The following is a 14941-nucleotide window of genomic DNA, read 5'->3' as shown; positions in this document are numbered from 1 at the left end:
TACTTTCCGAATGAAAAAAATCCAAATGGTTGACCTTCAAGGTCAATATGCAAAAATAAAAGATGTCGTCGATCCTTCCATTGAGGAAGTCATGAATTCCGCTGCCTTTATCAATGGGCCAAAAGTGCATCAATTTCAGGCCAATCTCGAAAAGTATCTAGATGTAAAACATGTCATTCCATGTGCCAACGGTACAGATGCACTACAGATTGCTATGATGGGTTTAGGGCTTAAGCCGGGAGATGAAGTCATTACCGCAGATTTCACATTTGCAGCTACGGTTGAGGTCATTGCCTTATTGCAATTAACCCCTGTATTAGTAGATGTAGACCCTGTGACTTTTAATATTGATGTCGAAGCCATAAAAAAAGCAATCACTCCCAAAACTAAAGCTATTGTCCCTGTGCATTTATTTGGATTAGCTGCGGACATGGATGAAATTATGGCCTTAGCGAAAGAACATAACCTATATGTTATTGAGGATAATGCCCAAGGAATAGGAGCTAATTATACACATGCTGATGGGTCAAAAACTAAAACAGGAGCAATAGGTCATGTGGCTTCTACGTCATTTTTTCCATCTAAAAATCTTGGATGCTATGGAGATGGAGGTGCTATTTTTACCAATGATGATGATTTGGCGCATACCATAAGAGGTATTGTTAATCACGGGATGTATAAGCGTTACCATCATGATGTGGTTGGGGTCAATTCAAGATTAGATAGTATTCAGGCAGCAGTCTTAGATGCTAAATTATCACATTTAGATACCTATAATGATGCGCGTAGAACTGCAGCCAGAAAATATAATGAAGCCTTTAAAAACCACTCAAAAATTACAATTCCAACAGGAAGAGACACTTGCGAAGGTATATGTGATACCTGTGATTGCCATGTGTTCCATCAGTACACATTAAACTTAAAGGATGTTGATAGAGATGCATTAGTTCAGCATCTAAACGATAAAGGAATTCCTTGTGGGGTGTATTATCCGATTCCATTGCACCTACAGAAGGCATATAAGGATGAGCGTTATAACGAAGCGGATTTTAAAGTGACCAACGCATTGGTGCAATCTGTTATTTCCTTACCAATGCATACCGAATTGGATGATGAGCAAATTGACTTTATAACTAAAACAGTTTTGGATTTTATAAATGAATAACAGAAAAGTATTAGTTACTGGAGGTCTAGGATATATTGGCTCTCATACCGTGGTTGAACTTCAGAATGAAGGTTGTGAAGTGGTCATTATTGACGACCTTTCTAACGCGTCCATTTCGGTTTTAGACGGTATAACAGCTATTACAGGAAAAAAACCTCAGTTTGAGGAAATTGACTTAAAGGATAAAGCTAAAGTTCAAGATTTTTTTAAGAGACATTCAGATATAGAAGGGGTGATTCATTTTGCAGCAAGTAAAGCTGTTGGTGAAAGTGTTGAAAAGCCCTTGCACTACTATGAGAATAATATAAATACCTTGGTGTACGTGCTTCAAGAATTAAAGACATTCAATAAGAAGAATTTTATCTTCAGTTCTTCCTGTACAGTCTATGGTCAAGCGGATACTTTGCCAATTTCTGAAGAAGCACCAGTTAAACCTGCAGAATCACCTTATGGAAACACCAAGCAGATAGGTGAAGAAATCATTAAGGATACATGTAAGATTGATGAGAGTTTTAAAGCCATTGCTTTACGATATTTCAACCCTATAGGAGCTCATTCATCTACAGAAATAGGTGAATTGCCAATTGGGGTACCACAAAATTTAGTGCCATTTATTACCCAAACTGCTATTGGTCTTCGAGAGGAATTATCTGTTTTTGGTGATGATTACCCTACCGAGGATGGGACGTGCATAAGGGACTATATCCATGTGGTTGATTTGGCAAAAGCACATGTTATTGCATTGCAAAGGCTTTTAAATGGCCACAATTCATCAAATTTTGAAGTCTTTAATCTCGGAACAGGAAAAGGGAGCTCGGTTTTAGAAGTCATTCGGTCTTTTGAAAACGTATCGGGAGAAAAGCTTAAGTATAAAATTGTTAAAAGGCGAGCAGGTGATGTTACTGCAGCTTACGCAGACACTAACAGGGCAAAAGAAATTTTAGGTTGGCAAACAAAACTAACTTTAGACGATGCTATGGAATCCGCTTGGCACTGGGAACAAAAAATTAGAAACTAACAACCATATTATATTATGAAAAATTTCTTTAAAAGCGCTATACTGTTATTGTTTACAGTGAGCTTAGCTGCCCAAAGCACTTATTTACATTGTGGAAAGGTTATAGATACCAAGTCTGGAGCTATCACTAATGAACAAACGATTATTGTTTCAAATGGCAAGATTTTAGATGTCAAAGACGGATATGTAAATCCAACTTCGACTGATGATAAAATTGTTGATTTAAAATCGAAAACGGTGTTACCCGGTCTTATTGATATGCATGTGCATATTGAAGGAGAAACAAGTCCAACTCGTTATTTAGACCGATTTACCAAGAATAATGCAGACGTCGCATTTGTGTCAGCCGAAATTGCAAATAGAACCTTGCTATCTGGTTTTACTACTGTTAGAGACTTAGGTGGTAGCGGAGTCAATGTTGCTTTACGTGATGCGATTGCAAAAGGTACTGTGCCAGGTCCGAGAATTTTTACTGCTGAAAAAGCCATTGGGACAACAGGTGGGCACGCTGACCCTACCAATGGAATGCGTAAAGATTTAATGGGTGACCCAGGGCCAGCAGAGGGAGTTATAAATAGTCCTGAAGATGCTCGCAAAGCAGTTCGTCAACGCTATAAAAATGGTGCAGATCTTATAAAAATTACGGCAACAGGAGGTGTTTTAAGTGTGGCTAAAAATGGACAGAATGCGCAATTCACTCAAGAAGAAGTTAATGAAATTGTTAATACTGCTAAAGAATATGGCATGGTAGTCGCTGCCCATGCACATGGCAAAGAAGGGATGATGCGTGCAGTTAGGGCTGGTGTCCAGACTATTGAGCATGGCTCATTTATGGATAAAGAAGTTGCTGAATTAATGAAACAAAAAAATGCCTATTTAGTACCTACACTTTCAGCTGGTCGATTTGTGGAAGAAAAAGCTAAAATCCCTAATTATTATCCGCCAGTGATATTACCTAAAATTGCAAGCACGATGGAAGTTTTGGATGAAACATTTAAAATGGTTGTAGAAGAAGGAGTTCCTATTGCATTTGGTACAGACGCGGGTGTTTTTCCTCATGGTGAAAATGCCAAAGAGTTTGTCTATATGGTAGAAGCCGGATGGTCGCCAATGTTTAGCATTCAATCTGCCACAATTACTAACGCCAAATTATTGGATATGGAACATCAATTAGGGCAAATTAAAGCTGGTTTTATTGCCGATATTATAGCAGTTGATGATGACCCTACAAAAAATATTAGTACAATGGAGAACGTCTCTTTTGTAATGAAAGACGGTAAAATCTTCAAAAACGAATAGATTTAGGTAAATATCGATTAAGTATTCATTAATCAATACTTATTTTTCTTAACATATTCTGAATAAACCCCTTGGTCAGTTTTCAAATTCTAAAAAATAGACCTGATTAAGAGGGTTTTAACTGTTTATTCTTGGGCGTGGTTGCTGTTCTTTGTTTCTTTGTAGTTAATGAATTTAGGATTTATGAAATTGATAGACGTCAAAAGACAAACAAAAATTGAGAAACGCTTTACCCCAAAAATGGGAGAATTATACACTAATGTGACCTACATTAAACAGCGTTTTTTAAGTATTCCTATAAAAACACTTCACAAATATCGCGAAACCTATTACGGGAAAATCAAAGATTGTGAAGACTGTCGTTTAGCACATTAAGCGACTTCTGCTTTTTGCTTTTTACTACCTAAGAAATTACTAAAAATTAGAATTATCATTCCAGTAGTTACTGAGACATCGGCTATATTAAAAATGCCTGTCTTTAGTACATCTGTGAGTTCTATATACATAAAGTCTGTAACTTTTCCATAGACAATTCTATCGAAAACATTGGCAATTCCTCCTCCAATAATACAACAAAAGGCGATGAGACTTAAGCGATCTAATGATTTGGTCTTAAAAATATAATAGACGACATAGCCCAATACCAAAGTCGGGAGAATAAGCAGGAAAATAAGTTTTAGCGTAGCGTTCATATCACTTCCCATACCTAAAAAGGCACCTTTATTTTCGACCCAAATCAATTGAAAATAATCTCCGATTACGTCCATTTCTCCTTGTCTTCCATAGGTCATATTTGCGCGGACAATCCATTTGGAGATTTGGTCTGCAGCAATATTAAAGGTAATTAGTAAGAGGATAAAAGCAGTTCTAGATAATTTCATACAGACTAAGAGTTAGCTTCAAAACTAGCAGAAGCAACTTCTGCATTACGATCAATTTTCTTTACCAATCCCTGTAGTACTTTACCAGGGCCTACTTCGGTAAACAATGTAGCGCCATCATTAATCATGCTTTGTACGGATTGTGTCCAACGTACAGGGGCTGTTAATTGGGAAATTAAATTGGCTTTTATTTCATTTTCGTCAGTGACTGCTGAAGCAGTTACATTCTGATAAATGGGACAGTTTGGTTTGCTAAATGTAGTGTTTTCAATGGCGGCAGCGAGTTCTTCACGAGCAGGTTCCATAAGTGGTGAGTGAAATGCTCCTCCTACAGGAAGAACAAGTGCTCTACGAGCGCCAGCTTCTTTTAATGCTTCACAGGCTTTATTAATTGCTTCTACTTCACCAGAAATCACTAATTGCCCAGGGCAATTATAGTTTGCAGCAACAACAATTCCTTCAGTTTCAGAACATACGTTTTCAACAACGTCATCATCTAAGCCTAAAACAGCAGCCATTGTTGATGGTTGCAATTCGCATGCCTTTTGCATGGCTTGAGCACGTTGAGAAACTAATTTTAAACCGTCTTCAAAAGTTAAAGCACCAGAAGCGACTAATGCAGAAAATTCACCAAGTGAATGCCCAGCAACCATATCTGGTTTAAAGCTATCACCAAGCGTCTTAGCCAAAATAACTGAATGTAAAAATATGGCAGGTTGAGTCACCTTAGTTTCCTTTAAGTCTTCAGCAGTACCTTCGAACATGGTGTCCGTGATGGAAAATCCTAAAATATGATTGGCTTTTTCAAATAGCTCTTGTGCCAAAGGACTATTCTCATAGAGATCTAATCCCATTCCTGTAAATTGAGCTCCTTGACCTGGAAAAATATATGCGTTCATGTGTTTAAAATTTGTGCTGCAAAAATAGGAATTTAATTGGTTTGTGCTTAAAAAAAGACCTACAAGGTATTTTAAACGTTGCAGGTCTTAGAAATTAATTTATACTACTGTCTATTCTTCTAAACTGAGGCTCTTTATGTTATCCTTATAGACACGGTCAATGAGAATGTGTCTTGGGTCAATAGCAGCTTTTACTGGTAGAGAATCAAGTTGCACAGTAATAGACGTATGTTCTTTATTGAACTTCATCCGTTTTTGAGCGTATAGTTTTTTCTCTTCAGAATCCATAAAGAAACCAATATCTATCCAATCGTTAATTGGTGTTTTGGTCTCATTACCTAGACTGTCTGACTTCACTTTGTTGCTCTCTATTTCTAAGGTAACCTCATACTTGCCATTATCTAATTTTTTGTAATTGGCTTCTTTTAAACGATTATCATACAAGGTGATTTCTTTAAACCAATCTGTTATTAGATATTGTAACGAGTCTGGGACTTCAGGTTCTAAATGACGTAAAAAATCATGAGAGCTAGGATAAGGCGGTGCATTGTAACGGTATTCTTCTAAGAAGTTTTTCATTACTCTATTGACTTTCTCCTCTCCTATATAGTCTTGTAAGGCAAATAATATTGCACTCCCTTTTCCGTAGTGAATATACCCTTGATTCTCCACTTTGTAAAGCGGTAATTCTTTCAGTCGTTCACCACTTCGCCCACTCAAATAACGGTCATGATCGTACTTAAGATAGTCGCGCATTTTCATAGGATCCTGGGTCATGTTTTTAAGATTCATTAAGTTGGCATATTGAGAAAAGCCTTCGCTTAATAATGTGCTTCCTTGCATATAAGCTCCAATCAGTTGATGTGCCCACCATTGATGTGCCATTTCATGTGCGACAACGTAGTTAATCACATTGTTCCCAGATTCATCTTCTAGGTTGGTAATAAACCCAAACGACTCAGCGTATGGCATTGTTCCCGGAAATGCTTGTGCAAATGTGCTGTATCTAGGAAATTCAATAATACGAGCTTGCTTATGATAGTACGGGCCAAAATTTTCAGTAAAATATTTTAATGAACTTTCTACAGCATCTAGCATTGTTTCAACATTCACATCATGTTTTTCGTCATAGTAAATTTCTATGTTAACATCATTCCATTTGCGCTTTGCAATTTTATAATCTGCAGATATAAACGAATAGAAATTAAGAGAAGGAGTGTCGGTCTTATAATGGTAGTAATTTCTACCATTGTCATCCCATTCCCTAATCAAAGACCCAGGAGCAATAGCTATTTGGCTCTTTGATGTAGATATAATCGTTTCAACATCTATGAAATCTGATTGTCCGTTAGAAATATAATTTCCCATGTGCAATTCAGTAACTCCAGGTGTAAGCTCTGGGGTACGTTCCTTTTCTGGTAAATCGTACTTTTTGCGGGTATTTCTATCGTTTATTTCATAACCATTATTATAACCCATAGTTGGTAAAATAGTACCATTATTAATGAAGGTTCCGTTATTTATAATAGAAGTATTTCCTCTTCCATTAGAAAATCCTTTGGTGACATATTTATTATTTACAGTCATTGTAATCTTTTCTCCAGGTTGGAGTGGGGGACTTAATTTATGAATGGTAAATAAATAAGTGCTATCCTCGTAAACAACTTTAGCATTGGGTATAATCAAATCTGTATCCCAATTTTCTTGACGATAAAAGTGTAAAGAATCAATAGCTTTATCTGAAGTATTTGTAAGTTCTATTTCTGCTTTTGCGTCAATATTTCTTTTTTCAGGAAAAATATCAATGTAATATTTTGCACTCGTTACTTTTGGGGAAGTGACATCTTTATACTTACTGTATTTCTTTTCGTACTCAGCAGCAAGTTTTTCGGTGGCATCACTGGATCGATAAGTATTTAGTACTTGTGTGTTGTAATACACAAACCCAGCAACAACTAACCAAATGGCAACTGCACTGATTATAAGTGTTCTGTAACTTTTCGGCACTTCTTGTCGTGCAGTTTTGATTCTGGTAAGTAATGAGCTTTTAGATCCGCGATTCCATAAAGCACCGGCCATTAATAATGCTAAAACGGCAAATAAAACCCAGTACAGATTAAACCATAATCTCGATTTTAGACCCGGTCCAAATCCATTCATGTCCGAATATTGGATTTGACCACCACCGCCAACGTCCAACATATTAGAACTAATATTTAAGATACTAAGTATAATTTCCCATACAAGTAAAATTAAAATTGCTACAAAGTAGCCTATATACTTATTCTTTGAGAGTACTTGCACTAAAATGGTAACACCAGCAAACGTCGTAAAGAGTGGCAGATTGTCGTAAAAGAAATCGAGTAAATAGACATCGACTTCAATTCGGGTGTAACCGTTTAACAATTGATAGATGATACCGATACCAATAAAAAATATGTTTAGAATACTGGCAACGCAAATCAGGGATAATGATTTTGCAGCCATTGATATAAATGAGGTATGTGCCGTTGCATCAACAACTTCATTAATTTTATAATCTCTATCTCTCCATATCAATTCACCGCTAAAAAAGATGACAATAATAATTAAGAAAATATCCGTATTATCTTTTATTGAATCAATTAATTTATAAGTCACAGGGTAAGATTGTAATCCAAAATACTCGAACCCGCCACTAAGATCAGCAACTAAAATGATGATACAGAATAAGAACAGAATTTTAAACGTTATGCTTTTGATGATACTTAAAAAGTTGGTGTAAAAAAAGCTCTTAAACTGCAACCAGGATGTTTTATTGCTAAAAGAAGGGTTCAATTTAGGCACTTGAATAGATGTAATTCTTAAGGCCTCTTTTTCCTTCTTAACTTTTATCTTTTTATTTTTTTGCTTGAATGAAAAACTAAAATAGGATATGAGTAAAATGATTATACCTACAGCAGTCCATATTAATCGATTCTGAAATAATAGTCCCGAAAACCCAGGACTTACTGTGTTTTTTTCAGCGGGAGTAAAATATTTCGTTTCAATAGAATACGTGTTAATTCCAAAAACATCTGACAGGCCAGCAATCGTTTCATTATCTACATCAGACATTAAAGATCCCGAAATGATATAAGCCACAATAATGACTAAACCACCGACAAAGGATATCACTGTACTCTTCCATTTGTTGGCCATGGCAAAAATAACAGTACCTGCCAAGAACATATTTGGCAAAATAAAGAGGAGGTAGTTATTTAAAAACATGTCTAGTGAAAATGGACCGAAACGCTCAGTATCTAGCCATCCAAAAATTGAATTCATATAGGTGCCAACCAGCATTCCTATAAATACACCGACTAATGGTAAAGTAGACACTAACAATGCGCCAAAGAATCGACCAAAAAAATAACCCGGTTTGCTAAGTGGAGTAGTGAAGAGAATCTCATTGAATTCATTATTATGATCTCTTAAAGCAGCATTATTAAAAAATGCAACTGCCATTAAAAGTGAGAAAATACAAAAGATGGATATGTGTAGCGTTAATGTATATGGGGAGTTGCGATATACATTCCCAATGGCACCTCCAATTTGCACATTGTCACTAACCGTCGCAAAGAACTCCATCAAAGCTAAAATGAACATAAATATATACACCATAGGTTGTTTTAAGGTGTATTTTAATTCCGAAATAAAGAATGTCTTAAACATAATTGATAGTGTTAGGAAAGATTATACAAGTACGTTTTGTGTATTGATTCTAGAAAAGAAGACATCCTCTAAATTAGGTGTCACTTGCTCAAACCCATTTTGCGGGTGATCTTCACTAAATACATGTATAAGCGGTTTTCCACCTACCATTTTGTTAGAGATAATTTTATACTCATTAGCATAGTTTTCTAATTCTTCTCTGCTAACAATTTTTTGAAAGACCTTGTTATTTAATTCGGAAATTGCATCTTGAGGAGATCCATGATAAACAATTTCTCCAAGGTTCATAATGGCCATTTTGGTGCATAACTCTCTTACGTCGTCTACAATATGTGTTGAAAGTATAACGATGACCTCTTTACCAACATCTGCAAGGAGATTATAAAATCGATTTCGTTCACCAGGATCTAATCCTGCTGTTGGTTCATCAACGATAATAAGTTTTGGATTCCCTATAAGCGCTTGTGCAATACCAACACGTTGCTTCATCCCACCAGAAAAACCTTTAACCGATTTATTTCTCTTATCGTAAAGGTTAACCTTGTCTAATAGATAATCAACAAGTTGTTTGCGCTCTTTAGTATTTGTGATCCCTTTTAAAATGGCCAAATGCGTTAATAATTGCTGTGCAGTAATTCTAGGATAGACTCCAAATTCTTGAGGGAGATATCCCAAAACCTTTCGGACTTCAGCAGGTTGATTTAAAATATCAATATCATCTAAGGTAGCACTACCAGAATCTGCTTCCTGTAGTGTTGCGAGCGTTCGCATCAAGGATGATTTTCCGGCACCGTTTGGACCAAGAAGCCCAAACATTCCATTCTCTAGTTCTAGGTTAACATTGTCAAGGGCTTTTACACCATTTGGATACGTTTTGGATAGATTACTGATTTTAAGCGTACTCATAGAAAAGTATATTTTGGTTGATTAGTTTAAAGTATGACGACAAATATCGTAAAGCGTTACAGCTTAATACAATAATAAAACTACAACCCTTATTAATAAAGACGCTAAATTTAGTTTAAAGGTTGTCTCCAAATGGTGTTTATATAAATAAAAAAGAGTCCCTAGTAAACTATATTTTGGAGTACGTTATAAAAGAAAATGCATACTTGTGCATTTCATCTACCTCATGAAATTTACGATGGACTTCTTCCCATTTTGAAGGATTGATTTCTGGGAAAAAGGTATCTGCTTCAGGAAAAGAAGCATGGACCCGTGTAATTTCAATCTCATCGGCAAAAGACATAGACTGTTTGTATATTTCCCCGCCTCCAATTATAAAAGGGTTATCGTCTTTTCGAGCAGCATCTAGTGCATCTTCTAAAGAGTTTACCACAATGACTCCATCAGGAACTTTGTAATCCTTCTGTCTTGAAATAACGACATGTGTTCTATTAGGAAGAGGTTTGGGGAAACTTTCAAAAGTTTTCCGTCCCATAATAATATGGTGGCCATTAGTTAGCGATTTAAAGCGTTTAAGATCGTCACTTAAATGCCAAATTAAATCGTTGTTCTTACCAATAGCGTTGTCCTCGCCAGCGGCGACAATGATTGTTAACTTAGAGGTCTTTTTTTTTTGAGGCACCTCAGCCTGACCTTTTACTTCATTGAAGGCTTGGCTTTGGGCGATTTTGGTTTCTTCCTTCAGAAATTTTTGTTTTAGTGTTTCAATTCGCTTTTCTTGGTGATTGACCAACTTTTCAAGCTGTTGTTGCTCCCAATCTTTACCCATAAACTTATGGGTAATAAACACATTGATAAAGTGGTAAATAAAGAAAAACAACCACAGTAAAATGGCATAGACAAACCAGTTGATGCCAAAAAATGTTACATCTTCACCAATACCCAAAACGGTATTTGCCAAAATTAAAAACACGGCACCAATCAAGAAAATAACAAAATGCACATACAGACGTTTTTTCTGTCTAATGCGTTTTTGAGCATTCTCAATAAGCTCTAATTGTTCTTTATCTATAGATGGTGTGGATTTCTTTTTTCCGAACATAAGTATCAATTTATGACGTATAAAGGTAAAGTATTTTCACTAAATCGTTATCGTTAGACGTGTAGTGATTTTTTCGAAAACGATGTAGTTTAAAATTGATTATAACTGACTGAAAATTAAACCTGTAAATTCACAAAAAACCTAAACCTATTTTGTCAATTTTACCAAAAAGTGAATTCAATTTTAAGAAACTAATAATTCTTATAGGTAGTGATGTTAAAGTGTATTATTCTTTAGTACGGTTTTATACATTTGACCCATTATTAAATCAATTATTATGGCAATTAAAAAACAGTATTTAAAAAGTAAGCCAGTTTGTAAGGTAACATTTTCTGTTCCTGCAGAGGAGGCAAAAAGTGTAGCAGTTGTTGGAAGCTTTAATGAGTGGAATACTGAAGCTACGGAATTAAAGAAATTAAAGAACGGTACATTTAAAGGTACAGTCGATTTAGAAAAAGACAACTCTTATGAGTTTAGATATGTTGTCGATGGCACATATACCAACGATGAGCAGGCAGATGCTTATGCTTGGAATGATTTTGCAGCTGCTGAGAATGGTGTGCTGAACGTGTAATAGACAAGTAAAAGGTTTACGAAAATTATTAGAAGCGTCTCCTTGTGAGACGCTTTTTTATATCGCAACCACACCTTTTATATGTGGATGCGGATTATAATCCACTAAGGTAAAGTCTTCAAACTTAAAATCGAAAATATCTTTTACCTCTGGGTTTAATATCATTTTTGGTAATGGACGTGGTTCTCGAGATAATTGAAGCTCTAACTGTTCTAAATGATTATTATAGATGTGAGCATCACCAAACGTATGTATAAAATCCCCAGCTTGTAAGCCACAAACCTGTGCCATCATCATCGTAAATAAGGCATAAGAGGCAATATTAAACGGAACACCTAAAAAGATATCCGCACTTCTTTGGTACAATTGACAAGACAGCTTACCATCGGCTACATAAAACTGAAAAAAAGCGTGACATGGCGGTAGCGCTGCTTTGCCTTCAGCTACATTTTCTGAAAATGATTTAGACGTATCTGGTAAAACAGAAGGATTCCAAGCAGAAACCAGCATTCTACGACTATTAGGATTTGTTTTTAAGGTATCAATAATATCCTTTATCTGATCGATGTCTTCGCTATTCCAGTTACGCCATTGGTGTCCATAAACTGGGCCTAAATCTCCGTTTTCATCAGCCCATTCATTCCAGATTCTAACACCGTTTTCCGTAAGGTATTTAATGTTGGTGTCCCCATTTAAAAACCAAAGCAGTTCATAAATGATAGATTTTAAATGTAATTTTTTAGTGGTAACCATAGGGAAACCTTCACTTAAATCAAAGCGCATTTGGTAACCAAAAACACTTTTTGTTCCTGTACCTGTCCGGTCTCCTTTTTCGTTACCGTGTTCTAAAACATGTTTTACTAAGTCGTGGTATTGTTTCATAACATTTCCCACGAAAGTGGGAATCTCTTTAAATTAAAAAATTACTTTGGATGAGATGCCGAATACCTTCAGCATTACAAAAACGAAAATATAAAAAACTCTAAATCATACAGAATTAGAGCTTGCTATTCTTTTAAAAGTTATTAACTAGTAACCTTGATTAATAATTACTTCAAAGGGAAGGTCACACCGACAGCAGCAGCACCAGCAAATTGTTCAACTGCATCATGATAACAATAGGTAAATCGAAAATCTACATTATGATTTTTTCCTAACTCTAGTCCTATTGAAAAAGGAATATGAAAAAGCACTCCACTTTTTTCAATATTTATGCTAGGTGTAAACGTTTCAAAAGACCCGATTGAAAACCCAACTCCAATTTCAATGTATGGTGCAACCCATGGAATTGGAGCTCTTAATCTTGACTTTACGCCTCCTAAAAAAGCGTTTGCAGTTGACTTAAAAGAAGGGTCTAATGTGGAATTTTCATCATCCGTATCACTTGTAAATATTATTCCTGCATAAGGTCTAAAGTCAACCCAAGATGCTGCGGTTAAAACAAGCTCTCCTTGGGCAAAAAAACCAGAGCCGTAAATATCGACGTCTTCATATGGAGCACTTAGCCCAAAGCCGGCAGACACATTAATTTCTTTTTGTTTTATAAATTGAGCTGAAACAGCCTGACCTATTAAGGTTAGTAAAATAATTAATTGAACTTTTTTCATAATGCACCTTAGTTTTTTGTTGAAAATTTAAAATGTTTTGAATTTGATGACTCTAGCTTGTGCAGGAATTGGTCTACCCAATAATCATCCCGGCGATTGTGGCAGAAATTAAAGAAGCAATTGTACCACCGATAAGTGCTTTCATCCCGAATTTAGACAATTGTTTTCGCTGACCTGGGGCTAAAGATCCGATACCACCGATTTGAATTCCGATAGACGCAAAATTGGCAAAACCACATAGCATGTAAGTTGCCATGATGATGGATTTCTCATAATTTAAGTGTGTAATAGCGGCAGCGTCTTTTAATTCAGCCAATTGAATATAGCCTACAAACTCACTTGCAGCCAATTTAATGCCGAGTAATTGTCCCATTAGGGCCATATCTTCCGCTGCAACCCCAATAAGCCACATTAAAGGAGCAAATAAGTAGCCTAATAGAAATTCCAATGAAAAACTCTGGTAAGACGTATTGGCAAGGACCCAATCATTAAGTGGGGTAATATCACCAACCCATCCTAAAATACCATTAATCATTGCGATAAAGGCTACAAAAACCAATAACATAGCGCCTACATTGACGGCTAATTTTAATCCTTCAGTTGTACCATTAGCAATAGCATCCAAAATATTAGCTCCTATTTTTTCTTGTGAAACGGCAACTTCGGTATTGATGGCTTCCGTCTGTGGATATAATATTTTTGAAATAACAATGGCACCAGGTGCTGCCATAACAGATGCAGCTAATAAATGTTTGGCATAAATTAATCGTAATGCTGGGTCATCTCCTCCTAAAAATCCGATATAAGCTGCTAATACGGCACCTGCAACAGTTGCCATACCACCAATCATAACCAAAAGGATTTCGGACTTGTTCATCTTTTCTAGATAGGCCTTAATTAAAAGTGGGGCTTCGGTTTGACCAAGGAATATGTTTCCTGCAACACTTAAACTTTCAGCACCAGATATTTTCAAAAGTTTGGTTAAAAGCCATCCAAAGGCTTTTACGACTTTTTGAATAATACCCAAATAAAATAAGACAGACGTTAATGCAGAAAAGAATAGTATGGTTGGGAGTACCTGAAAGGCAAAAATAAACCCAAAAGTGTCCATATCAACGACAAGCCCTTCAAATAAGAATTTACTTCCTGCTCGCGTAAAATCTAGAACACTTACAAAAAGACTTCCAACCCATTCAAAAGCTGTTTTAACAAAACCAACTCTTAAAACGCCAATAGCTATTACAAGTTGAAAAGCAAGACCAATTCCTACGGTCTTCCAGTTAATGGCTTTACGATTACTACTAAATAAAAAAGCAATAAAAATTAAGGAAATCATACCCAGAATACCTCGCCACAGACTATTTAAAGAAAACCCTTGACTCGGAATAATATCGTCATCTGTTCTAGCGATATCTACGATTTCTTCAGAATTAGATGCAACTACAAACCTGTACTCAATATCATTTTCTTTAAAAACTAATGTTGAATCTGTTAACTCTGAAATGCGGTAAGTCCTTACTGTATCTTTTGGCTGTGTGTAGTACATCACCAAAAGATTGTTCTGAAACAAATAATCACCTGAAGCTTTAAGATTATTTTTAGCTTCTAACGAATAATTGAAAGCGCCCTCTTTAAACTGGATAGAGTCGTTTTCTGTTATCTGAAAAAGTGAGTTTCCATTAGAATTCTTAATACTTTCAAACTGCCATGTCTTTTCAAGAGTTTGTGATAAAATGAATTGACATCCAAAAAAAATAGCTGTTACAGCCAGTAAGAATTGCTTCATGGATTATGGGA

At 35.9% G+C, this 14941-nt stretch carries 13 protein-coding genes; 5 read left to right on the top strand and 8 right to left on the bottom strand.

The features are described from left to right. Positions 1-10 precede the first annotated feature (10 nt). The 4 genes from ACFEMA_RS03785 to ACFEMA_RS03770 all read left to right on the top strand — a co-directional run bounded on the left by ACFEMA_RS03785 (position 11) and on the right by ACFEMA_RS03770 (position 3857). Positions 11-1165 (top strand): DegT/DnrJ/EryC1/StrS family aminotransferase, encoded by a 1155-nt coding sequence (locus tag ACFEMA_RS03785; RefSeq protein ID WP_411766675.1) that lies wholly within the window; start codon positions 11-13, stop codon positions 1163-1165. After that, positions 1158-2183, top strand: coding sequence for a UDP-glucose 4-epimerase GalE (galE, locus tag ACFEMA_RS03780; RefSeq protein WP_411766674.1), 1026 nt, complete (start codon positions 1158-1160; stop codon positions 2181-2183). The genes ACFEMA_RS03785 and galE overlap by 8 nt, the downstream gene beginning before the upstream one ends. A gap of 15 nt (positions 2184-2198) precedes the next feature. After that, a complete protein-coding gene (locus ACFEMA_RS03775) occupies positions 2199-3482 on the top strand; it encodes an amidohydrolase family protein (RefSeq protein WP_411766673.1) in 1284 nt (427 codons plus the stop codon). A gap of 183 nt (positions 3483-3665) precedes the next feature. After that, positions 3666-3857 carry a hypothetical protein gene (locus ACFEMA_RS03770; protein WP_411766672.1) on the top strand — a complete coding sequence of 64 codons (192 nt, stop codon included), beginning with the start codon at positions 3666-3668 and terminating at the stop codon, positions 3855-3857. Here ACFEMA_RS03770 and lspA read toward each other — a convergent pair. The 5 genes from lspA to ACFEMA_RS03745 all read right to left on the bottom strand — a co-directional run bounded on the left by lspA (position 3854) and on the right by ACFEMA_RS03745 (position 10963). Further along, positions 3854-4363: a signal peptidase II gene (gene lspA / locus ACFEMA_RS03765; RefSeq protein WP_411766671.1), complete on the bottom strand. Its 510-nt coding sequence runs from the start codon at positions 4361-4363 to the stop codon at positions 3854-3856. The genes ACFEMA_RS03770 and lspA overlap by 4 nt on opposite strands. 5 nt (positions 4364-4368) lie before the next feature. Continuing rightward, complete coding sequence (fabD, locus tag ACFEMA_RS03760) at positions 4369-5262, bottom strand: ACP S-malonyltransferase (RefSeq protein WP_411766670.1); 894 nt, start codon at positions 5260-5262, stop codon at positions 4369-4371. A 111-nt stretch (positions 5263-5373) separates the two neighbouring features. Then, positions 5374-8955: a M1 family aminopeptidase gene (locus ACFEMA_RS03755; RefSeq protein ID WP_411766669.1), complete on the bottom strand. Its 3582-nt coding sequence runs from the start codon at positions 8953-8955 to the stop codon at positions 5374-5376. 21 nt (positions 8956-8976) lie between these two features. Beyond that, complete coding sequence (locus ACFEMA_RS03750) at positions 8977-9861, bottom strand: ABC transporter ATP-binding protein (protein ID WP_411766668.1); 885 nt, start codon at positions 9859-9861, stop codon at positions 8977-8979. A gap of 169 nt (positions 9862-10030) precedes the next feature. Continuing rightward, entirely contained in the window at positions 10031-10963 is a 933-nt protein-coding gene (locus ACFEMA_RS03745) for a dihydrofolate reductase (RefSeq protein ID WP_411766667.1), read from the bottom strand. Positions 10964-11240: 277 nt separating this feature from the next. Between ACFEMA_RS03745 and ACFEMA_RS03740 the strand changes: the two genes are divergently transcribed. Further along, a complete protein-coding gene (locus ACFEMA_RS03740; RefSeq protein WP_411766666.1) occupies positions 11241-11537 on the top strand; it encodes an isoamylase early set domain-containing protein in 297 nt (98 codons plus the stop codon). A gap of 57 nt (positions 11538-11594) precedes the next feature. Here ACFEMA_RS03740 and ACFEMA_RS03735 read toward each other — a convergent pair whose 3' ends face one another. The 3 genes from ACFEMA_RS03735 to ACFEMA_RS03725 form a co-directional block, all read right to left on the bottom strand. Beyond that, on the bottom strand, positions 11595-12419 hold the full coding sequence (locus ACFEMA_RS03735) for a thymidylate synthase (RefSeq protein ID WP_411766665.1): 825 nt from the start codon (positions 12417-12419) through the stop codon (positions 11595-11597). Between the two features lie 167 nt (positions 12420-12586). After that, positions 12587-13144 (bottom strand): hypothetical protein, encoded by a 558-nt coding sequence (locus tag ACFEMA_RS03730; RefSeq protein ID WP_411766664.1) that lies wholly within the window; start codon positions 13142-13144, stop codon positions 12587-12589. Between the two features lie 73 nt (positions 13145-13217). Then, positions 13218-14930 carry a nucleoside transporter C-terminal domain-containing protein gene (locus tag ACFEMA_RS03725; RefSeq protein WP_411766663.1) on the bottom strand — a complete coding sequence of 571 codons (1713 nt, stop codon included), beginning with the start codon at positions 14928-14930 and terminating at the stop codon, positions 13218-13220. Between the last annotated feature and the right edge of the window lie 11 nt (positions 14931-14941).

It is taken from the genome of Winogradskyella sp. A3E31, from assembly GCF_046720935.1.
GTDB lineage: Bacteria > Bacteroidota > Bacteroidia > Flavobacteriales > Flavobacteriaceae > Winogradskyella.
This window is presented reverse-complemented; position numbering and strand designations above follow the sequence as displayed.